At 63.7% G+C, this 21,097-nt stretch carries 22 protein-coding genes; 14 read left to right on the plus strand and 8 right to left on the minus strand.

Translation table 11 applies throughout. The features are described 5' to 3' along the window. Positions 1-3: 3 nt before the first annotated feature. Positions 4-978, plus strand: coding sequence for a D-2-hydroxyacid dehydrogenase family protein (locus tag CVM50_RS16700; protein WP_085886556.1), 975 nt, complete (start codon positions 4-6; stop codon positions 976-978). Here the strand turns inward: CVM50_RS16700 and CVM50_RS16705 are convergent. Next, the gene (locus CVM50_RS16705; protein ID WP_085886555.1) at positions 953-1,978 is read right to left on the minus strand and encodes an AbrB family transcriptional regulator; all 1,026 of its coding nucleotides are present in this window, start codon (positions 1,976-1,978) and stop codon (positions 953-955) included. The two genes, CVM50_RS16700 and CVM50_RS16705, sit on opposite strands and share 26 nt — an antisense overlap. A 114-nt stretch (positions 1,979-2,092) precedes the next feature. On the opposite strand from CVM50_RS16705, the gene CVM50_RS16710 reads away from it, so the two are divergent. The 3 genes from CVM50_RS16710 to tcuB are packed head-to-tail and all read left to right on the plus strand — an operon-like array spanning position 2,093 to position 5,215. Further along, complete coding sequence (locus CVM50_RS16710) at positions 2,093-2,773, plus strand: GntR family transcriptional regulator (protein ID WP_085886554.1); 681 nt, start codon at positions 2,093-2,095, stop codon at positions 2,771-2,773. Then, positions 2,770-4,164 carry an FAD-dependent tricarballylate dehydrogenase TcuA gene (gene tcuA / locus CVM50_RS16715; RefSeq protein ID WP_085886553.1) on the plus strand — a complete coding sequence of 465 codons (1,395 nt, stop codon included), beginning with the start codon at positions 2,770-2,772 and terminating at the stop codon, positions 4,162-4,164. Before CVM50_RS16710 ends, tcuA begins: the two co-directional genes overlap by 4 nt. Beyond that, a complete protein-coding gene (gene tcuB / locus CVM50_RS16720) occupies positions 4,154-5,215 on the plus strand; it encodes a tricarballylate utilization 4Fe-4S protein TcuB (RefSeq protein ID WP_085886552.1) in 1,062 nt (353 codons plus the stop codon). The genes tcuA and tcuB overlap by 11 nt, the downstream gene beginning before the upstream one ends. 694 nt (positions 5,216-5,909) lie before the next feature. Here tcuB and CVM50_RS16725 read toward each other — a convergent pair. Beyond that, positions 5,910-6,662, minus strand: coding sequence for an SDR family oxidoreductase (locus CVM50_RS16725; protein ID WP_085886551.1), 753 nt, complete (start codon positions 6,660-6,662; stop codon positions 5,910-5,912). A 545-nt stretch (positions 6,663-7,207) separates the two neighbouring features. On the opposite strand from CVM50_RS16725, the gene catB reads away from it, so the two are divergent. Further along, positions 7,208-7,843, plus strand: a complete 636-nt coding sequence (gene catB, locus CVM50_RS16730; RefSeq protein ID WP_085886550.1) for a type B chloramphenicol O-acetyltransferase — start codon at positions 7,208-7,210, stop codon at positions 7,841-7,843. A 196-nt stretch (positions 7,844-8,039) separates the two neighbouring features. On the opposite strand, the gene CVM50_RS16735 is transcribed toward catB, so the two are convergent. Then, positions 8,040-9,266 (minus strand): NnrS family protein, encoded by a 1,227-nt coding sequence (locus CVM50_RS16735; RefSeq protein ID WP_232618277.1) that lies wholly within the window; start codon positions 9,264-9,266, stop codon positions 8,040-8,042. Between the two features lie 76 nt (positions 9,267-9,342). Beyond that, positions 9,343-9,771: a pseudoazurin gene (locus tag CVM50_RS16740; RefSeq protein ID WP_085886548.1), complete on the minus strand. Its 429-nt coding sequence runs from the start codon at positions 9,769-9,771 to the stop codon at positions 9,343-9,345. A gap of 99 nt (positions 9,772-9,870) precedes the next feature. On the opposite strand from CVM50_RS16740, the gene CVM50_RS16745 reads away from it, so the two are divergent. After that, positions 9,871-10,566, plus strand: a complete 696-nt coding sequence (locus CVM50_RS16745) for a Crp/Fnr family transcriptional regulator (protein WP_085886547.1) — start codon at positions 9,871-9,873, stop codon at positions 10,564-10,566. Between the two features lie 24 nt (positions 10,567-10,590). Here CVM50_RS16745 and CVM50_RS16750 read toward each other — a convergent pair whose 3' ends face one another. After that, positions 10,591-10,797 carry a DUF1858 domain-containing protein gene (locus CVM50_RS16750; protein ID WP_085886546.1) on the minus strand — a complete coding sequence of 69 codons (207 nt, stop codon included), beginning with the start codon at positions 10,795-10,797 and terminating at the stop codon, positions 10,591-10,593. Between the two features lie 125 nt (positions 10,798-10,922). Here CVM50_RS16750 and CVM50_RS16755 point away from each other — a divergent pair, with 125 nt between their 5' ends. The 8 genes from CVM50_RS16755 to hemN are packed head-to-tail and all read left to right on the plus strand — an operon-like array spanning position 10,923 to position 17,917. Next, entirely contained in the window at positions 10,923-11,375 is a 453-nt protein-coding gene (locus CVM50_RS16755; RefSeq protein ID WP_085886545.1) for a c-type cytochrome, read from the plus strand. A gap of 23 nt (positions 11,376-11,398) precedes the next feature. Then, positions 11,399-12,754: a cbb3-type cytochrome c oxidase subunit I gene (locus tag CVM50_RS16760; protein ID WP_085886544.1), complete on the plus strand. Its 1,356-nt coding sequence runs from the start codon at positions 11,399-11,401 to the stop codon at positions 12,752-12,754. Positions 12,755-12,758: 4 nt separating this feature from the next. Continuing rightward, positions 12,759-13,553 carry a CbbQ/NirQ/NorQ/GpvN family protein gene (locus CVM50_RS16765; RefSeq protein WP_085886543.1) on the plus strand — a complete coding sequence of 265 codons (795 nt, stop codon included), beginning with the start codon at positions 12,759-12,761 and terminating at the stop codon, positions 13,551-13,553. Between the two features lie 4 nt (positions 13,554-13,557). Continuing rightward, the gene (locus CVM50_RS16770; protein ID WP_085886542.1) at positions 13,558-15,435 is read left to right on the plus strand and encodes a nitric oxide reductase activation protein NorD; all 1,878 of its coding nucleotides are present in this window, start codon (positions 13,558-13,560) and stop codon (positions 15,433-15,435) included. Between the two features lies 1 nt (position 15,436). Continuing rightward, entirely contained in the window at positions 15,437-15,610 is a 174-nt protein-coding gene (locus CVM50_RS21765; protein ID WP_198431926.1) for a hypothetical protein, read from the plus strand. Continuing rightward, positions 15,607-15,825: an NnrT protein gene (locus CVM50_RS16775; protein ID WP_085886541.1), complete on the plus strand. Its 219-nt coding sequence runs from the start codon at positions 15,607-15,609 to the stop codon at positions 15,823-15,825. The genes CVM50_RS21765 and CVM50_RS16775 overlap by 4 nt, the downstream gene beginning before the upstream one ends. Beyond that, on the plus strand, positions 15,822-16,511 hold the full coding sequence (locus CVM50_RS16780; RefSeq protein WP_085886540.1) for an NnrU family protein: 690 nt from the start codon (positions 15,822-15,824) through the stop codon (positions 16,509-16,511). The genes CVM50_RS16775 and CVM50_RS16780 overlap by 4 nt, the downstream gene beginning before the upstream one ends. A 50-nt stretch (positions 16,512-16,561) precedes the next feature. Continuing rightward, the gene (hemN, locus tag CVM50_RS16785; protein ID WP_085886539.1) at positions 16,562-17,917 is read left to right on the plus strand and encodes an oxygen-independent coproporphyrinogen III oxidase; all 1,356 of its coding nucleotides are present in this window, start codon (positions 16,562-16,564) and stop codon (positions 17,915-17,917) included. Between the two features lie 28 nt (positions 17,918-17,945). Here the strand turns inward: hemN and CVM50_RS16790 are convergent, their stop codons facing one another. The 3 genes from CVM50_RS16790 to CVM50_RS16800 form a co-directional block, all read right to left on the minus strand. Next, positions 17,946-18,746, minus strand: coding sequence for a formylglycine-generating enzyme family protein (locus CVM50_RS16790; protein ID WP_085886538.1), 801 nt, complete (start codon positions 18,744-18,746; stop codon positions 17,946-17,948). Between the two features lie 84 nt (positions 18,747-18,830). Then, positions 18,831-19,979: a copper-containing nitrite reductase gene (gene nirK / locus CVM50_RS16795; RefSeq protein ID WP_085886537.1), complete on the minus strand. Its 1,149-nt coding sequence runs from the start codon at positions 19,977-19,979 to the stop codon at positions 18,831-18,833. A 381-nt stretch (positions 19,980-20,360) separates the two neighbouring features. Next, positions 20,361-21,059 (minus strand): winged helix-turn-helix transcriptional regulator, encoded by a 699-nt coding sequence (locus CVM50_RS16800; RefSeq protein ID WP_085886536.1) that lies wholly within the window; start codon positions 21,057-21,059, stop codon positions 20,361-20,363. Between the last annotated feature and the right edge of the window lie 38 nt (positions 21,060-21,097).

Here is a 21,097-nt window from a genome sequence, read left to right on the forward strand (position 1 = left end):
GCCATGAAGGTCCATATCCTCGATGACTGGTTCGATACGCTGCGTGGTCTGCCGTGCTTTGACCTGCTGAAAGGCCATGACGTCACGGTGTGGACCGATCATGAGCCCGATCCGGCGAAACTGGCGGAACGGCTGGCAGAGGCAGACTGCGTCGTGCTGTTCCGTGAGCGGACACAGGTTACCGGGGAACTGCTGCAACGGCTGCCCAGGCTGCGTCTGATCTCGCAGCGGGGGCAGTATCCGCATGTGGATGTCGCGGCCTGTACCGACCATGGCGTTCTGCTGTGTTCCAATAGGGGCGGCGAGGGCGCAAACCACGCAGCGGCCGAACTGACATTTGCGCTGATCCTGTCCGCCATGCGCCAGTTGCCGCAGCAGATGGCCAGCGTGAAGGCAGGTGGCTGGCAAATGGGGGTCGGGCGCAGCCTGCGTGGACGCCAGTTGGGCCTTTATGGCTACGGACGCATCGGGCGGGTCGTGGCCGACTACGCCCGGGCCTTCGGAATGGAAGTGGTCTGGTGGTCCTCAGAGGCAGGCCGGGCGCGGGCAGAGGCGGATGGCGAGAGCGTTGCCACCTCGCGCGCGGCGTTCTTTGCCGACAGTGACGTGGTCTCCCTGCATCTGCGACTGACGCCGGAGACGCGCGGCATCGTCACCGCGCAGGACCTTGCCGTGATGGGGCCGCGCGCCGTGCTGGTGAATACCTCGCGGGCCGGGCTGATCGCGCCCGGCGCTCTGTTGCAGGCGCTGAAGGCTGGGCGGCCGGGGATGGCGGCGGTGGATGTCTTCGACAGCGAACCGTTGACCAACGCTGCTGATCCGTTGCTGTCCCATCCCAACTTGATCGCCACGCCGCATATCGGTTTTGTCACTGAAGACGAGTTCGACAAGCAGTTTGCCGATATCTTCGAACAGGTGAACGCCTATGCGGCGGGCGCGCCGATCCACATGATCAACCCTTCCGTCGTCGCGCGATAAGCCCCGCCACCACGGGCGCGCCGACGATCACGATCACGATGCGCGTCAGGTGGTGCGTGATGACGAATCCCAAGTCTGCGCCGGTCACGATGGCCAGCACCGTCATCTCGGCCTGACCGCCAGGCGCAAAGGCCAGGAAGGCTGGCACCGGATCGCCGAGACCAAGGCCCGTGACCAAGGCGGTGAACCCCGCCGCGAGCAGCGCCAGCAGCAGCACATAGGCCACGCCCGCCGCGACCACGCGTGTCAGCTCGCGCCATGTCACGCCGAGGAAATGGATGCCAATACCGCAGCCGATAAAGAACTGCGCCGCGAGGATTGCCTCTGCCGGGGGGCGGAAATGGACCACGCCGGTCAAGGACAGGATTGCCGTGACGATCATCGGCCCGAGGATCGAGGCCCCGAAGAGGCCCAGTCGCTCTCCGCCTTTCCAGCCGATCACCGCCGCCAGCCCCATGATCGCCAGCTCGTGCCATGGCAGATCCGCCACCGGCGCACCGATTGGATTGCTTAGTTCAGCGCCGTAAAAGTGACCGAGGAAGAGCGGCGCCAGCGTCACGATCAGCAGCACACGGGTTGCGTGGATGAGTGACAGGGCGCGCGGATTGCCGCCCGCTTCTGTGCCGAAGATGACCATGTCCTGCAGGCCGCCCGGCATCGCCGCGTAATAGGCGGTGGGCAGGTCAAAGCCCCAGATTCGCCGAAAGAACGGCACGCCCGCCACTGCGATCAGCGCAATGAAGATAGGCACCAGTGCCACCGACATTGCCATGCGCGGTAGCTCTGCAATCACCTCTGGCGTGATCGACGCACCCACGGCCACACCGAGGATCGTGCGGGCTGCGACGGACACCTGCCCGAAGCCTTTCAGCGGCAGATGCAGAAGCGCCCCGGCCAGGCAGAAGGCCATTGGCCCAAAGAGGAAGGGCAGGGGAAGGCCGAGCCACCAGAACAGCCCGGTGCCAAGGGCTGCAATCACGAAGGTCAGCGCGCGGCGCATGTGGGGCTGTGTGAGATGTTGGCGCAAAACGTCCTCCGAATGGCTTGACGCGAAAATGAATACGATTGTATCCAGCTGGATACAAGAATCGATTTGAGCGAATGGAGGGTGACCATGACAGCCGACGACGGCACGCCACAGGGCAACAGCGCCTATGCCCGCCTGCTTATGGAACTGCGCGAGGGGCGCCTGAACCCGGGCGATCGTCTGCGCGAAACCGAATTGGCAGAGCGTCTGGGCATGTCGCGCACCCCGGTGCGCGAGGCCATCCGTCAGCTCGAGGCGGACGGGATCGTCACCCATTTGCCCCGGCAGGGCGCGAGCATCCGCAGCCTCGACTACGCAGAGGTCATGGAGCTTTACGAGATGCGCGCCGTGCTCGAAGGCACCGCCGCTCGGCTGGCCACGCGGGCGGCCTCGGATATCGAGATCGAGGAGCTTTTTGAAATGAACCGACAGATGAAATCGCTTGGCAGCGCGCCAGAGGCTTTCATCCTGAACCGACAGTTTCATGCCGCGCTGCTGGATGCCTCCAAGAACCGATTTCTCACGCGGTCGATCCACGCGCTGCAACGCGCGCTGATGATCCTCGGCCCGACGACCCTGACCGAACCGGACCGGGCCGAGAAGGCGGTGGAAGAGCATTTCGGCGTGCTCGATGCGATCAAGGCGCGCGACGGTAGCCTGGCCGAGGCCGCCATGCGCGCCCACATCGAGGCAGCCCAGCGCGTCCGCGTTCGGGCCCTGCGCGCCCGTCCTGATCAAACGCCCAGCTACGATGGAGACCTGCTGTGACCTCTGACAGTCCAGACATCGCTATCATCGGCGGCGGCAATGCGGCCCTCTGTGCAGCCATCACCGCAGCCGAGGCCGGTGCGCGCGTGCTGATCCTCGAAACCGCGCCAAAGCCCTATCGCGGCGGAAACTCCCGCCACACCCGCAATTTTCGCTGCATGCACCACGGCCCGCTCGGGCCGCTGGTAGACAGCTACACCGAAGAGGAATACCTCGCCGACCTGATGAAGGTCACCGGTGGCAAGACCGACGAAGGCCTCGCGCGGCTGGCCATCCGCTCCTCCGAAGAGTGCCTGCCATGGATGCAGGACCACGGTGTGCGCTTTCAGCCGTCGCTGTCCGGCACGTTGTCACTGGCACGCACGAATGCCTTTTTCCTTGGCGGCGGCAAGAGCCTGGTGAATGCCTACTACCGCACCGCCGAACGGCTGGGCGTGCAGGTCGAATATGAGGCCGCGGTCACCCATCTGGACCTCGACGATGATCGCGTGACGCGCATCGACTACACGCAGAACGGCAAGAGCCACTCGATTGCGCCGAAATCCGTCGTCGTTGCGTCGGGTGGGTTCCAGGCCGATACCGACTGGCTTGCGCGTGCATGGGGGCCTGCGGCGAAGAACTTCCTCATTCGCGGCACGCCCTACAACCGTGGCGTCGTGCTGGCTGACCTGCTGGATCAGGGCATCGAACAGGTGGGTGACCCGACGCAATGCCATGCCGTGGCCATCGACGGCCGCGCGCCGAAGTTCGACGGCGGCATCGTCACCCGCCTGGACTGCGTGCCGTTTTCCATCGTGGTGAACAAGGACGCGCAGCGCTTTTACGACGAAGGCGAAGACGTTTGGCCCAAACGATACGCCATCTGGGGCCGGCTGGTGGCCGCGCAACCCGATCAGGTGGGCTATGTGATCATCGACGCCAAGTCGCTGGAATTGTTCATGCCCTCGGTCTTCCCGCCGATAAAGGCCGACACGCTGGAAGAGCTGGCCGACAAGATGGGTCTGCCCGCCGACGCGCTGGTGCAGACCGTGGCTGAGTTCAACAACAGCTGTGGCGACACGTCCCAGTTTCACCCGACCGAGCTGGATGGTGTCTCGACCACCGGCCTCAACCCGCCCAAGACCAACTGGGCCCGCCCGATCACCGAACCGCCGTTCTATGGCTACTCGCTGCGCACCGGCGTGACCTTCACCTATCTCGGGCTGAAGGTGGATGGCCGCGCGCAATGCGCCATCGGCAATCGCCCGGTCAGGAACCTCTGGGCCGCCGGGGAAACCATGGCCGGGTCAATCCTCGGCCAAGGCTATCTTGCCGGGTTCGGCATGACCATCGGAACCGTCTTTGGACGCATCGCAGGCAAGGAGGCCGCCGCCCATGCAAATGCAACCTGATCTGCTGCAGGAGGCCCGTCGTCAGGCCGAGATCTGCAACGCCTGCCGTTACTGCGAAGGCTATTGTTCGGTCTTCCCGGCGCTGCATGCCGAACGCGCCTTTGCAGATGGGGATCTGACGCAACTGGCCAACCTGTGCCACAACTGCCGGGGCTGCTACTACGCTTGCCAATATACGGCCCCGCACGAGTTTGACCTGAACCTGCCTCAGGCGCTGGCCAATATACGGCAGGACAGCTGGGAGGAACTTGCCTTCCCGCGTGCCGCCGGCAAGGCGTTCCAGAAGAATGGCGCGCTGATTGCACTGGTGACGGTGCTGGGTTTTGCCCTGCTGTTCTGGGCCGCGCGTGCCCTGGCCTCGGTGGGCGGAGAAGGGTTCTATGCCGTACTGTCCCACAATGCGATGGTTGCTATCTTCCTGCCTGCCTTCCTGTTTCCGCTGGTCAGTATCGGCGTCAGCTTGCGCCGCTACTGGCGGCATGTCGGGGCAGGGCCGTTGCGTCCCGGCCAGGTTCTCGCGGCCTTGCGCAGCGCGGCGCAGATGAAGAACCTGAAGGGTGGCCACGGCGACGGCTGCAACTTCGAGGACGAAGACCGGTGCACCCACGCCCGCCGCGCCGTGCATCAAGCGGTGATGTATGGTTTCCTTCTATGTTTTGCCGCGACCAGCGTCGCAACGGTCATGCACTATGTGTTCGGCATGCCCGCGCCGTACGGGCTGTTTTCCGTGCCGAAACTGTTGGGAATCGCGGGTGGTCTGCTGCTGACCGTTGGCTGCGTCGAGATGATCCGGCTGAAGCTGCGCGCGGATCGCCATCTTGGCGCGGTGCGCGCTTTTGGCGGCGAGCTTGCCTTCATCGGGTTGCTGGGTTTCGTGGCCTTCAGTGGGCTGGCGCTCTATGCGCTTGGCCAGACGCCTGCGATGCCGATACTGCTGGTGCTGCACCTCGGCGCCGTGCTGGCCTTCTTCCTGCTGACGCCGTTCACCAAGATGGCGCATGGCTTCTATCGCCTTGCCGCCCTGACGGTCGATGCGCAGCGCAAGGGGTGAGGGTGGCCCGGGGCCGACATGGCTCCAGTTTCCTGCCGCTGTGGCCTCCGAGCCGACCAATCAGCCGCTTCGGCAGCTGTCGGGCGATCACAAATAAGAGGTCGCTTAGCGGCAAGCGGATGCGACCGGGCTGGCAGGCCATGAGGTGACGCTGTTGCTGATCCTCGAGGGGCTGACCCAGTCGTTGCCGCTGCATGGTCAGGCCGCCGTCGCGGCAGCTAAGGCGCTGGTGTCAGTCGTGTCAGCAGAAAGTCCATGAACACTCGCTGAGCTAGGCCGGTAATATGGGGTATGCTCTTAGGTTCGCTGAACCTGCAAGACGTGCATAGTCTATGCACAGACCGGGAACATCGCCCGGATGGGGGTAGGCTTTGGGGGCGCTTTCCATATTCTGCGCGGGGAGGTGCCCCCTCCTACGGGGCAGGTCGCAGGTTCAAAGACCTGCAGGGTCACTGTGAGATGAGTGCTTTATGGAGCTTTTCGGGCTGTTTGACACGCCAGGGGGGCCGTCTCCAGCCGCACCACTAGGCGCTTCCAGCCCTGACCTGCCGTTCAGTCCCTTGCCGATCGCCGCGGTGCAGCTTCACCAGACCGGCCATTCGTCCATCGCGCAGCATTTTCGGAGGGCCAAAGGTCGGCAGTGCGGACGAAGCGGACGCGGGCACTTAACCAGCCATTGTCCGCTTCGCGTGCCTCAGAGTTTGTTGATCGAGTTTCCGCCATCCGCGATCATTGCGGTCCCGGTCACGAAAGACGCATAATCAGACAGAAGGAAGAGAGCGGCCCGCGCGATCTCGGACGGATCGGCCATGCGCTTCAGCGCGTGGAAACCCCGCACGATCTCATGGTAGCCGGCATCCTCGCCAGCCATCGGCGTCATGGTGCCTCCAGGCAGGAGCGCGTTCACGCGGATGTTCTCGGGCCCATGTTCCGCCGCCAAAACCTGCGTCATGCCGATCAGGCCCGCCTTTGCCGCGGCATAGGCGCCCATGCCGGGCAGCCCGATCGTGTGCCCGACAAAAGAGGACGTGAAGACAATCGAGCCGCCGCCGCGTTTGCGCATCGCCGGTATCTGGTGTTTTGCTGCATAGAATCCGCTGTTGAGGTTCACTGACATCACTCTGTGCCAGTTGCTCTCCTCCATGGAGGGGATAGGCGCAATGTCCCCTGTAGTGCCTGCATTGTTGAAGGCGCCATCAAGACCACCGAAGCGCTCTTCTGCGCGTTTCACCAGTGCTTCTGCATACCCATTTTCTTCAACGTCTCCGGCGATGAAATCCGCCTCGCCACCGTCAGCCGAAATTTCGTTGACGGTTTTCTCAAGCAGATCAACTCGGCGCGCACCGAGGACAAGTCTTGCGCCCTCCGCCGCGAAGAGCCTTGCAGCCGAGGCACCGATGCCGCTGCTTGCGCCGGTAATGATGATTGTCTTGCCTTCCAGAAGCATTTCAGTCTCCGTCTGATGATGTGTCGGAAACTGCTTAGGCAATGGCAGGCTGCTCGATCGACCCGGTTCCTGCGCAAATGCCTCTCGTTCAAGTGATGTCACCAGCCATTCGCTCATGGTGCGGCATTTGGGAGTTCGGGCTCAAAGCCGTCATGCGGCGGCGCAGCGCGAGGCACACGCGTGGTTGCCCCAAGCGCGCCGTCGCTCCCGGCCCTGAGCTGCCGTTCAGGGCAAGTTCTGCTGATGACCTTTCACAGCCCTTTCCTGCCCTTTGCCTCGAGATGCCTCGTCCAGCGGAGCTGGACCTTCATCCGAGAGCGCGGACAAACAGTGTGCGGACGAGGCTGCCGATGACCCGACTTGCGCCTGCGGACCATAGGGCTATCATCGGGTAGAGTTTGAAAGGCTGAACACCCGATGAAGTCTGCGGACCGAACCATCTGAATAGCTCCCTGTGCGAAGGCGCAGGGGAATAGCGTGCCGCCACCGGCGGTCGCGGCTGGCTTGCGTGTGAGGACACAAGCCATTCATTCAGAGGTTTGAAAATGCAGAACTACTTCGAGAGCCCTTTCCGGGGCATCACCTTGGACAAACAGGTTACCAACCCCAACATTCTGGTCGGACGGTTCAGCTACTACTCAGGCTACTATCATGGCCATAGCTTCGATGACTGTGCCCGCTATCTGTTGCCAGACGAGGGCGTTGACCGCCTGATAATCGGGAGCTTCTGCTCGATAGGGTCCGGCGCTGCCTTCATCATGGCGGGAAATCAGGGCCATAGATACGACTGGGTTAGCACGTTTCCATTCTACTGGATGTCCGACGTGCCTGAATTCAAAGGCGCTGAGAACGGGTTCCGCCCAGCCGGTGACACGATCATCGGCAGTGACGTGTGGATTGGCTCCGAAGCCATCGTCATGCCGGGGGTCAAGATCGGCGATGGTGCCGTCATCGGAACGCGCGCCGTGGTGACGAGGGATGTCGAGCCCTACTCCATCGTTGGCGGGCATCCGGCGAAGGAGATCCGGAAGCGGTTTGATAGCGGTTTAGTCGAGCTTCTGCTCGAACTGCGGTGGTGGGAGTGGTCAGAAGACCAGCTGAGTATTGCGATGTCGCTTCTAACCAGTGACGACATCGAAGCTCTACACGCGCATTGGAGTACCCATATCCGACGAGGCTGACTCCACGCGCGCGCCATCAACCTTATGGCTTTGTGGCGCGCGCAATCGTCCACATCGGGCTCTAAGGGGCCGATCGCTGTATCCCGCCTCCAACGCAGCTCACGGGGCGCGTAAGGTGGGGCGTAAAGTTGAGCAAGCGGTACAAGCTTAACTTGCAGTTTCGTTGCATGCTGGTCACCGCAAAATAAGATAACGCCTATTTTTGTAGGATCAGGTTTGCGTTCCCCGACTTTCCTGGGCGGGAGGCGGGCTTCCTGCCGGCTTTTGGTCTTGCGAGCCATGGGCCGATCCGACACAGGAAGATAGCGAAGGCGCTTGTCCACAAGATGGCTGACAAGCCGATCCCATCAATGTCCCATGGTAGACCGTACTGGTGGGCAACTCGGATTATAGTTGCGCCGCAAACCATCGCGAAGGCGACGGTCAGGGCGTGACCGGCGATAAGGGGCCGTCCAGTGTGTCCCATGGTGGCCCGTATCATCACCGCCATGGTCATGCCACCGATGGCTCCAATGCCAAAGACATGGGCGGTGACGATGGGGGCGGCGAAGTCCAGAAGGGCTGTAGGGATGGTTGCGAAGCCAAGTGGTACGGCCAGGTAGGCGATGTGCAGCATCAGCAGCAGGGGAGAACGCCACGTCACAAAACTACGCCAGCGTAGCATACGCATGAGGTGCAGGGGAGCTGCAACGCCGCTCGCAAGTGCGGTTGCAGGGTGAAATGGGGCCATGCTCCAAAGAAGCAATGCTGCGACACCAAACAGGATACAGATGCCGTCAAATTGGTTGAAAGCGACGGGCATTCGCAGTGAACCTTGTTGCGCCAGCCAGTTGCGGGTGAAGCTGGGGATTATTCGTCCCCCGATCAGCATGATCAGAATGATTAGCAGGGCAATCCCCGAGCGACGACCCATGTCAGCAATGCCTGCGGTCATGGCCTCGATGTGGAAAAGCAGGTTTGCGCACCAGAGCAGAGACACGGGCACCAAGACCTTGAGGTTTCGCCAGTTCTTACCAGCCACGATCTCCCGCGCGATCATGGCCACGACCGCTAGCAGGAACAACTGGTCCAGCGCGGCGACCAAGGGCGCGCCTATCGGCAGAAGGCCCGCAACCGCAAATCGACCGAGGATCCAAATCGCCAGCAGAATTGCTAGGGGCCCGCCGCGCGTCGGCATCCTGCCGGTCCAATTGGGCACGGCGGTGAAGAGGAAGCCTGCGACGACGGCCGAGCCGTAGCCGAAGATCATCTCGTGAATATGCCAGTCTGTGGGAGCGAAGGGGCTGTCCACGCTCAAATCGCCGTGCCAGATGAGCCACCACAGAGGGATTACAAAGACGGCGAAGCCGCCGGCGGCGAGGAAGAAAGGGCGAAACCCGCAGCTGAACAGAGCGGGCCCTTCATAGGTGTCGCGCGTTTTCACTATCAATTCCTTTCCGAAAACAATCGGGCGGCGCCATTGGCACCGCCCGGATCGTTGTGCGACGCAAAGCGTCGGGTCATTCGACCTGAGCGATGAGATCGGCCATGCGGGCCTGGGCCTTCCCGCGCTGCCTGACTGCCTCGGCTTCATCGAGGTTCACCGGCGCGCCGACCTGGATCAGGGCGACCATGCCCATGGCGTAATGCGGTGTGCACTTGATCCCATAGACACCTTCTGCATCCACGGTCAGCTCGAATTCTGCGTTGATCTTGGATTTGAAACCTTCGACACCGTCGGGAACCATACCTTCGATCGCCTCGACGTTGTGACCCTTGTCTGTTGGGATGAAGTGGATGACGTCGCCGGGCTGAGCGGCCACGAAGGCCGGTTCGAAGACCATGGCACCCGCCTCGCCTTTGTTCAGCATGTGCACCTCGATCGTTTCTGCCTGGGCGAGTGTGGCGGTCAGGGCGAGGGCGGCAGTCATCATCAATTTGGTGAGCATCGGAGCTTCCTTTCATATGTCCGGTTGCGTTCTCTGGCCCCTATGTGCGTTAAGTCCGCAAATCGAACATTGCTCTGAAACAAACTCCGGACACGAAACGTGCCCAAGCTCGACGAAAGCCTTCTGCTGGATCTCCCCCCATTCTCCCTGCTGGAGCGGTCGCAGATTCGCGAGATCCTGAATCGCGCGGTGTCGAAACGCTACGAGGAAGGAACGGCGATCTTCCGGGAGGGCCACGACGCCGACCGCTTCTACCTTCTGCTGGATGGCTACCTGCGGGTCGTGCGCTCCACCCCTGGTGGGGATCAGGTGATCGTGCTGCATATATCACCCGGGCAACTGTTTGGCATCGCGCCCGCGCTCCGACGGGACACCTATCCGGCCACCTCCATTGCCGCCGCCGAATCGATTGCATTGTCCTGGCCGGTCAGCCTGTGGCCCGAGTTCGTGGCGAATTACCCCGGGTTTGCGACTGAAAGCTACAAGACCCTCGGCGAACGGCTGGGACAGATCCAGGAGACACTGACCGAAATGGCCACCCAGGCCGTCGAAAAGCGCGTTGCCTGCGCGCTGCTGCGCATGGTGAACCAGTCTGGTCGCAAGAGCGATGCGGGGATCGAGATCGCGTTCCCCGTGACACGCCAGAACATCTCGGAGATGACGGGGACGACCTTGCACACAGTCAGCCGCCTGCTGTCAGCCTGGCAGAAAGACGGAGTCGTCAGCTCGACGCGCAAGCATATCGTCGTGACAGACCCGCATCGGCTGGTGGTGCTAAGCGGCTTGCAAAGCTGACCCCGCGCCAGCGCGCAGCGCTTCTCAGTCCAGAAGGGCCGAGAGTTCCCGCCGGAACTGCTCTTCGTCCAGATCATACTCCAGACAGGCATCCGTGATCGAGTGAAAGGGCGCGATCGGGCACCCGGGGCAAAGCATCCGGTGGGCCAGAAAAACCGACGCCATCTGCGGCCAGGCCGAGAACAGCTCAGACAGAGACAGGTTGGGGTCGTCGAAGTCGAGCGAGCGCATGGCGTGTCCTTTCAGACCCATATGCTGCGTGCATCTTTCGTCCGCTTCTTTGCGATTGCGCAATAAGTGGCCCAATGCCCCCGCCTAGACATCCGGTATCCGCAACAATCTGTCGGGACCGCGACATGTCAGAATTACTTACGAAATCGCGGGCCAGGAACGTGTTCTACGGGGGATCCATTTTCTTCGTTGTCGTGTTCGTGGCCCTGACGGCGCAGAGCCACCGCCACATCGTCGAGCAGTCCACGGCGGGCATGCCGCTCACCGAAGAGGTGGCCTTGGGCAAGCACGTTTGGGAACGCCACTCCTGCATCAACTGCCACACGCTGCACGGTGAGGGTGCCTATTTCGCCCCCGAGCTTGGCAACGTGATGACCCGCTGGGGCGCGCAGGACGACCCGGAGCTGGCCTACGAGATCCTCGACGGCTGGATGCAGGCACAGCCCTCGGGCATCGAGGGCCGCCGCCAGATGCCGCGTTTCGAGATCACCGAGGAGGAGATGCGCGCGCTCGCCGAGTTCCTCCGCTGGGCCGATCAGACCGACACACAGAACTGGCCGCCGAACGACGCGGGTTGATCGACGGACAGAGGAGAATACCGATGAAATACAAAACTCAGAAGGTTGCCTACGCCTACTTCATCGTGGCGATGGGGCTTTTCGCGATCCAGGTGCTTGGCGGGTTGCTGGCCGGCTGGATCTACGTCTCGCCGAATACCTTGTCCGAGCTGCTGCCGTTCAATGTCATTCGCATGATCCATACCAATGCGCTGATCGTCTGGTTGTTGCTGGGCTTCTTTGGCGCGGCCTATTATCTGGTGCCCGAGGAAAGCGAGCGCGAGATCTTCTCGGTCAAGCTGGCCTACATCCAGCTGGCCATCCTGGTGGTCGGTACCCTCGGCGCCGTCGGATCCTACCTCGTGGGCATCCACGGCGGGCGCGAGTTCCTGGAACAGCCCCTGTGGGTCAAGTTCGGCATCCTCGTCGCCGCCGTGATCTTCCTCGTGAACGTTTCTCTGACCTTCCTGGCCGGCCGCAAGACGGCGATCACCAACATCCTGATGATGGGGCTCTGGCTGCTCTGCCTGCTGTGGGTCTTCGCCTTCATCAATCCCGACAACCTGTCGCTGGACAAGATGTACTGGTGGTTCGTCGTGCACCTGTGGGTCGAAGCCACGTGGGAACTGGTCATGGCCGCGATCCTCGGCTTCCTGATGCTGAAACTCACCGGCGTCGACCGCGAGGTGATCGAGAAATGGCTCTATATCATCGTCGCCACGGCGCTCTTCTCGGGGATCCTGGGGACCGGGCACCACTTTTACTGGATCGGCACGCCGGGCTACTGGCAGTGGGTCGGTTCGATCTTCTCGACCTTCGAGGTGGTCCCCTTCTTCGCAATGATGTCCTTTGCCTTCCTGATGGTCTGGAAGGGCCGGAAGAACCACCCCAACAAGGCCGCGCTGCTGTGGTCGCTGGGATCGTCCACCGTGGCCTTCTTCGGGGCCGGTGTCTGGGGGTTCCTGCACACGCTGCACGGGGTGAACTACTACACCCACGGCACGCAGATCACCGCCGCGCACGGGCACCTGTCCTTTTACGGGGCCTATGTCGCCCTGAACCTGGCGATGTTCAGCTATGCCATGCCGCTGCTGCGGGGCCGCGCGCCCTATAACCAGGTGCTCAACATGGCCAGCTTCTGGCTGATGACGGGGGGCATGGCCTTCATGACCTTCACCCTGACCTTCGCCGGCACGATCCAGACGCATATGCAGCGCATCGTGGGCGACTACTACATGGATGTGCAGGATCAGCTGGGCCTCTTCTACCTGATGCGCTTTGGCTCCGGTGTGGCCGTGGTTCTTGGGGCCATCCTCTTCATCTACTCGATGCTCGTGGTGCGCCGTGAGGTGGTGAAACCCGGCCCCGTGGTCAAAGACGCAACCGTTCCGGGAGAATGATCCGATGAAAGACCTGAACACCCCCGACCTGCCGTTCTACCAACCCGTCGCGGATGAATGCGCGGTGTTCGAAATGGCCCAGGCAAAGGTTCTGCCCCTTCTTCTGAAGGGGCCGACCGGCTGCGGCAAGACGCGCTTCGTCGAGCATATGGCGGCGCGTCTCGACCTGCCGCTTTACACGGTGGCCTGCCATGACGATCTGTCGGCCGCCGATCTGATCGGGCGCTACCTGCTGAAGGGCGGCGAGACCGTCTGGGTCGACGGGCCGCTGACCCGGGCGGTGCGGTCGGGCGGGATCTGCTACCTGGACGAGGTGGTGGAGGCGCGCAAAGATGTCACCGTTGTGCTGCACCCACTGACCGACGACCGGCGCCGGCTGGTCATCGACAAGACTGGCGAAGAGCTGGAGGCGCCGGAGAGCTTCATGCTCGTCGCCAGCTACAACCCCGGCTACCAGAACATCCTGAAGAAGATGAAGCCATCGACCCGTCAGCGTTTTGTCTCCGTCGGCTTCGACTTTCCCGCGCCCGAGGTCGAGGTGCCGGTGGTGATGCGCGAAAGCGGGCTGGCGGAAGACCAGGCCCGGTCCCTGGTGCGTCTGGCCGGCGGCATCCGCAAGCTGACGGGCATGGATCTGGAGGAGGGGGTCTCAACCCGCTTGCTGATCTATGCCGCCACGCTGATCGCAGCGGGTATGTCCATCGACCGGGCGCTTGAGGCCGCCATCGTCGAGCCCCTGTCCGACGAACCGGACGTCCAGCAGGCCCTGCGCGATCTCGCCAGCGCCGTTTACGGGTGACATCATGATCCACGTTCTCGATCTGATGGAGCCGGAGGAAACCATCGGCAACCTCTGGCATGACATGGCCACGCGCCGGGCGGGGGGCGATGCCGGCGCCCGCGCGGTCGACTTCGAGCGGATGCGCCCGAGCCTCGCCGCGCTCTTCCGGGCGCTGGGGGGCGGGGCGTCGGTCGAAATCGTGGTCTCTCCGCTGGCCGGTTCCGATCACCGGCCCGGTCTGTTGCGCCGCATCGGCACCCCGCGCGAGATTGGGTACTTGGCCGATTTCGACGGCGAGCGTCTGCGGCTGCCACCGGTGATGGACGTCTTCTCGACACGGGCGCTGAACCGGGCTGCCTATCTCTGGCTGGCAGCCCTCGCGGCCTTTGCCGAGCGGCCAGAAAGGCAGGACGACCCCTATCGCAACGACCTGGCCCAGATCGCGGCAAACGAGGCCGCGATGGATCGTGCCTTTGCCGCCTGTCCCGGGCTGCGATCGGCTTATGGCGCGCTTTGCCTGGAAACCTGTGCGCTGCGGCAGCGTGGGGGGCTGCCTCGTCACGAGGCCTCCATCGAGCGCCTGATCCTGGATCAGATCGGGTGTCAGCGCGGCGAGGTCGAGGAACTGGCCACGCCCGCGCCACGCGGCTACCGAAGCTATGCCCCGGTGCCGATCTGGTTGCGCTTCCTGTCGCGCGGGGCGGGGAAGGGGGCCTCGGACAATGCCGAGGAACCCGGACCCGCGCCGGCATTCGCGGTGCCCAGCCGCAAGGAGGCCAAGCGCGAGGAGCGCGATCAGGCCAATCGCAACGACGGCTTCATCATCCATCGCTTCGAGACGATCATGTCCTGGGCCGAAAGCCTGAACATCAACCGGCTGGTGGATGACGACGACCAGGACAACGCCGCCAAGGCGGCCGAGGATCAGGACCACCTGACCTTTTCACAGAACATCAAACGCGCCGCGACCCGGCTGCGCCTGTCGCTGGACCTCTCGCCGCAGGATGCCGCGCATGAACGGCTGGCGGGCAGCTTCACCTATCCGGAGTGGAACCGCCGCACGGGTGACTACATGACCGCCCATACCCGCGTGCTGGAAGCCCCCGCGAAGCCGCGTGCGGAATATGCCCCCGACCCGCGGCTTGTCGCGCGGGTGAAGCGCCAGTTCGCGCCGCTGCATCCGCGCCGCGTGATCTTGCCCCGGCAGATCGACGGTGATGACCTGGACCTCGACGCCTTGGTCACGTCGCGCACCGATATCGCCTGCGGGCAGGAGGGCTCGGACCGGGTCTGGCAGGCGGGGCGCGCCGTTGCGCGGGATCTTACTGTTGCGATCCTGATGGATTGCTCGCGTTCGACCGAAGCGGCCATCGGGGATACGTCGGTCATAGAGGTCGCGCGCGAGGCCGTATCGGCCCTGGCCTCGGGCATCGACACGGCGGGCGACCGGCTGGGCATCTGGGGCTTTTCCTCCTTGCGCCGTGACCGGGTGTTCCTGCACCACGCCAAGACCTTTGCCGAACCGATGTCGGGCGAGGTCACGGCGCGCATCGGCGGGCTGACACCTGGCCATTACACGCGCCTCGGCGCGGCGATCCGCCATGTTTCTGGCCAGTTGGCGCATGAAGGCGCGACCCGCCGCCTGCTGTTGGTGCTGACCGACGGCAAGCCCAATGATCTGGACCATTATGAAGGCCAGCATGGGATCGAGGACAGCCGCATGGCCGTTCGCGAGGCGCGCGCACAAGGGCAGGCGGTGCATGGGGTCATCGTTGACCAGGATGGGCAGGACTGGTTCGCCCGCATCTTCGGGCGCGCGGGGTTCACCCTTCTGCCCCACCCCGAGCGGCTGCCGCGCGCGCTGCCGGAAATCTATCAAACCCTGACCATGGAGAGCTGACATGAAACGCATCCTCGCATCCGTCCTTCTTCTGCCCACGACCGTGCTGGCCGAAAGCTTCGAACGTCCGATCCCGCAGCCGCAGACAGAGTCGGCTGAGGTCTGGTTTCTGATCAGCTCGATCGCGCTGGTGCTGTCGCTGGTGGCCGTGCAGATGCTGGTGAGCCGGCGATGAGACCCGGGCGTGGGCTTCTGGCCGCGCTCTACCCCTTCGGGGCGGGCGCGACGGGGGTGAACCTGTTCTTCGCCTCCCTCATCGGCTCCTGGCTGGGCTGGCCCGTGCTGGCACCCTGGCAGGCGGCCCTCGGGGGGCTGGTTCTCGGCCTTCCGGCGACCTATGCCTTTGCCCGTCACATCACGGCGCTGATGGAGAAAGCGGAGGGAAAATGACCGGATGGAGCGAGTATGCCTTGGCGCTGGCGATCTTCGTGACCAGCCACTTCCTGCCGCGCGTCGGCGGGCTGCGTGAGCGCCTGATAGGAACTTTCGGGCGGCGCGTGTATTTCGCGGCCTACGGGATGTTGTCCCTTTGTCTGCTGGCCTGGCTGATTGTGGCGGCAGGGCGCGCACCCTACGTCGCACTCTGGCCGCAGCTGCCCTGGACCCGGTGGGTGCCGAATGTCGTGATGCCCGTCGCCTTTGTGCTGGCCGTCTGCGGGATCGGGCTGCCGGCGGCGGTCACGCTGGGGGGCAAAAGCAAGGCGCGGTTCGATCCGGCCAATCCCGGTTTTGCCGCCATCACCCGACATCCGCTGTTTCTGTCCCTCGCCCTGTGGTCGGCGGCGCACTTGTTCCCGAACGGCGACCTGGCCCATGCGATCCTCTTCGGCAGCTTTTTCGCCATGGCGCTGGCGGCGATCCCCGCCTTTGACGCCAAGGCCCGGCACTGCCTCGGAGATCAGGCAGAGGCCTATTTCCGCGCCACCGCGTTGCTTTCGCCTGTGCCGCTTTTCGACGGCGCATGGCGCCGGTCCAATGATCGCCGGCTGGCCCTGCGGGCCGTGCTGGGGCTGGTCCTATGGCAGGGGGCACTGCAATTGCACGACCTGGCAGGCGTGTCGCCTTTTCCGCTCTGACGTTGATTTTGCGCAACGTCGAGGGCGCCGAAAAGACACATACGGGGCGTATGAAACAGATCGACCGCCTCAGATCCCTGGGCCTTTTCGACGCCCGGGTGCCCCGCTACACCTCCTATCCCACGGCGCCCGTCTTCTCTCCCGAGGTCGGCGCGGCAGAGCAGGCCCGCGCGCTCGCGGCGCTGAACCCGGGCGAGCCGGTCTCGGTCTACCTGCATATCCCCTTTTGCGAGCGCCTGTGCTGGTTCTGCGCCTGCCGAACCCAGGGCACACAGACCCTGTCGCCGGTCGAAAGCTACATCGGCACGCTGGAGCAGGAACTGGCCCTTCTCAGGGACACTCTGCCCGCAGGACTTCGGATGGGGCGGATGCATTGGGGCGGCGGCACGCCGACGATCCTGCCGCCGGCCCTGATCCATCGGCTGGCCCGCGCGGTGAGGGCGGTGTTCCCCGAAACTGACGACTGGGAGTTCTCGGTCGAAATCGATCCCACCATGGTGGACCGCGCCAAGATTGCCGCTCTCGCCGAAGAGGGCATGACCCGCGCCAGCATCGGCATCCAGGATTTCGACCCTAAGGTGCAGCAGGCCATCGGTCGCATCCAGCCCTTCGACATCACGCGGCGCTGCGTGGAGGACCTGCGTGCCGCGGGGATCGTGTCCCTGAACGCTGATCTGGTGTACGGGTTGCCGCATCAGGACATCGTCCGGCTGGATGACACGGTGACGAAGGTGCTGGAGCTTGTGCCCGACCGGGTCGCGCTCTTCGGCTATGCCCATGTGCCGTGGGTGTCCAAGCGGCAGAAGCTGATCGACGAAACGGCGCTGCCAAGAGAGTTGGAGCGGTATGCCCTCGCCACCCATGCCGCCGATCGTTTCGTGGCGGCCGGGCAAGTCCCCATCGGTATCGACCATTTCGCACGCCCAGGTGACGGGCTGCAGCGCGCGGCCGCCACAGGCCACCTGCGCCGCAATTTCCAAGGCTATACCGATGATACCTGTCCGACGCTGATCGGCCTGGGCGCCTCCTCGATCTCGCGCCTGCCGGCGGGCTATGTGCAGAACGCCGCAGCGACCGCCGCCTACATCCAGCGGATCGAGGCCGGGAAGCTGGCAGGCGCCCGGGGACACGTGATGACCCCCGACGACCTACTGCGCGCCCGGGCCATCGAGATGCTTATGTGCGATTTCCGCCTGGACCGCGCCGCTCTGCGCGAGACATTCGGTGCCGCCGCCGAAACGCTTGATCCGGTCGTTGCGGAGGTCGCCGCGCATTTTGGGGATTTCGTCGCACTGAGTGAGTCTGGGCTGCGGATCACCGCCGCGGGTCGCCCGCTGACGCGGATCATCGCCAGCGCCTTCGATGCCCATGTGCCGGAAGGGATGCGCTACAGTCAGGCATCGTGACGGGGCGGGCGTGCTGCGGGTGCGGGGCCTAGAGGTCCCGCACTAAGCGAAATCCCAGGTGATCCGGTGGTAGGCCTACCGCACATCCACCGGCACGCGCGTCCCGGATGAAGTCGACAATGGCGGCGCGGTGGAGACCGCCCGCGATCCGAACCCAGCAATAGGCTTCGCTGGAGGCGACAGTGCCGTCCGGGGCCAGGGTCCCGTTCATCATGCAGCCGTTCGTCCATTCCCAGACGTTGCCTGACAGATCGGCAAGGCCGTTGGAATTGATGCCGAAGCCGCCGGCAGGGCGCAGCGCCGGGCTGGAGGTGCCGCGCAGAAGAACGCCGGCCTTGTACCGGGCCAGCATCCGCTGACCGGGGTCCAGATCGCCCGGATCGGCCACGGCGTCTCCGTAGCGTTCGGCGGCGGCAAGCTGCCATTCAAGATCCGTGGGCAGGCGCCATGTCTCTCCGGTCACGTCCGAATACCAGGCGGCGAAGGCGGTGGCGTCCTCCCAGTTCACCTGGGTTTGGGGCAGATCAACCCCTGAACCGGGGGCCGGATCACAGTCGCCCGCCGCAACACAGGCGGCATACTGGGATTGAGAGACTTGGTATTTCATGATCGCAAAGCCCCCAACCCGCAGAGACACGGTTCGTGGGGTGCTGGCCTTGCCGGCCAGCTCGAAGTTGCCGAAGGGGCGATAGTCGATCGTGCCGCTGGCGACGGATACGGTCTCAACCGGGACGAAGGGAGGCGCGGGGTCGTGCCGCAGGGGCCAAGCCACGGCCGCGGCAAGCGCGACGAAGCCGATCGCGATGGCGGGAAGGGCAATCTGTCTCATGTCCGGTCTCCTGTTGTCAAAAGAGGGGCGGCCAATCCTTTGGCCGCCCCGTCCGGTCGATGGTGTTGTCTAGGCCGGTCGACGTCACGGCAGGGCGGTCTTACCCTCATAGGCGGCGTTGTATTCGACCGGCGCCTGCACCTGTTCCATCAGGTCGTTGTTCCAGTCGCCCTCGACGATCACGTGCGCCGTGGCGCCAAGGTTCACGGCCTCGATCAGGTTGTGGTTCACGTAGGCATAGACCCCGGGCTGGCGGAATTCGTAGAGCGCCGCCCCCGCGGAGCCGCCGCGGATGAACCAGGTCTCCAGGTCGCGTTCCGGGGGGTTGTTGAACTTGCCGGTTTCCCAGACCAGATCGCCATGGCCCCCGATGAGGTGCGGGCGCGTGTCCCGGTTCGCCTGGCTGTGGACGAAGAGGACCTTCTCGCCCTGCGCCGCATGCAGCGCATTGTCGCCGGTCAGTGCGCCGATCTTGCCGTTGAAGACAACGTGGCTCGGGATCAGGCCGTTCATCACCTCCAAGGTATCCGGATAGCTTTCGCCGACATCCGCGAACCGCTTGAAATTGCCCTGCGCATCGCGGGGAATGTAGAAATCGTTCTCCCCGATGTAGAACACGCGGTCATACCGCACCGGATCCCCGTTGTGGTCGGTCAGCCCATTGCGCGGCAGAACCATGATCGCACCGGACATGCCGCTGACGACGTGCCAGGGGATCATCGGGCCACCAGGGGCGCAGTGGTAGACAAAGGTACCCGGGCGTGTGGCCTTGAAGCGCAGCGTGGTCTTCTCGCCGGGGTTCACCAGGGTGAGGGACCCACCCCCCAGTGCGCCGGTGGCGGCGTGGAAGTCGATGTTGTGCTGCATCAGGTTTTCGGGCGAATTGTACAGGTTCAGCTCGACGTAGTCGCCCTCGTGGACCACCATCATCGGCCCCGGTATCGACCCGTTGAAGGTCATCGCCTGAAGGAAGGCACCGTCACCTACATCGACCTCCTTCTCAACGATCTGCATCTCGAACTCGACGATGCGCGGTTCGGCGGGGGCCACCTGTTCATGCTCATGTACCATCGGCGGGCGGATCAGGCGGCGCTTGATGCGTTGCAGGCTCGACAAGTCGGCCGGCGGGGCCATGGAGGTGTCCATGATTTCCTCGGTCTTGGCGGCCTGGGCGAGCATGGGGAGCGCGGCGATGCCTGCGACACCCATCATTGCGGCTCTTCTCGTCAGCATCTCACTTTCCTTTCCCGTGGTGGTGCTGTTTGAGACGAGCCTAACGGTCCGGCCCTCTCGGAACGTTGCGCTGGAACAAACACCGACGTGGTCCCCTGAACAGTTCGCAAGTTGCAGTTAGCCTGTTCTCCAAACGAGGAGACAGACGATGCGAAAAAGCCGTTTCAGTGAAGGGCAGATTATTGGCCTCCTGAAGGAGTACCAGGCCGGGATAGGCGCCAACGCGAACGGCCGAAATGCGTAGCTAGCGGTCGGCGTGCGAACTTCCCTGGATGACCGGTGGATGCCGAAAACAACCAATGACATCGGCGCTGTGGGGGGGAGGCAGATTCAACAGAGGCCAAGCCTATCAGGCGCCAGGCTCGGTCAAGCTTTCTCCGATCAAGGGCATGCCAGGTTCGTCTGTGGCTGCGGGAGGCTGAAGAGCGCAATGAAGTCTCGGCACTGAGCAGCATCGCCGAAGGTTTCCACGCCCGCAGCCTCTGGCGCCACGTCCCCGTAGAAGACAGCCGCGAGGGGGGGCGCGGCTTGCGCTTTGAAGCGGATGTCAGCCCGTTCCGCCGCGCCGCGTTCCACTGGCATGGCGCCGTCATCCAGTCGTGCGGTGAACTGCGCCGTCCCGATTTCAAAGACTATGACCAGGGAGGTGCCGCGTGCGGCTGCCGTATCCAGCATGGTGCGCAATGACAGCATGAAGGAGACAGGGGAGAGTGGCAGCGTCGGGTCGTGCAATGGCGATGCGGCGGCCCAGCGACCGATCTCCTGCAGGATCGGCTCGGCCGCGTATCCCCATTCCGTCAGGCCATAAAGCTGCGCCGGAGTTGGCTGGGGGGCGGTGGACCGAACGATGACACCATTGGCCTCCAGGCCGGCAAGGCGTTCTGCCAGCACCTTGGCGCTGACCCCTGGAAGATCTGCGCGGATATCACTGAAACGGCGCGGCCCGAACATGAGTTCTCGCACGATCAGCATCGCCCAGCGTTCGCCGAGAAGTTCAAGCCCGAAGGCCGTGCCGCAGGCATCTGCATACCACCGTCCGTGGGGGGATTTCGCCAACTCGGTTACTTTTTGTTTCTTCATAGTTGCTTTTTGTAATCTCATGCCGCTACGCTGTCCAT

The organism is Pseudooceanicola marinus, from assembly GCF_002786295.1.
In the GTDB taxonomy this organism is placed as follows: domain Bacteria; phylum Pseudomonadota; class Alphaproteobacteria; order Rhodobacterales; family Rhodobacteraceae; genus Pseudooceanicola; species Pseudooceanicola marinus.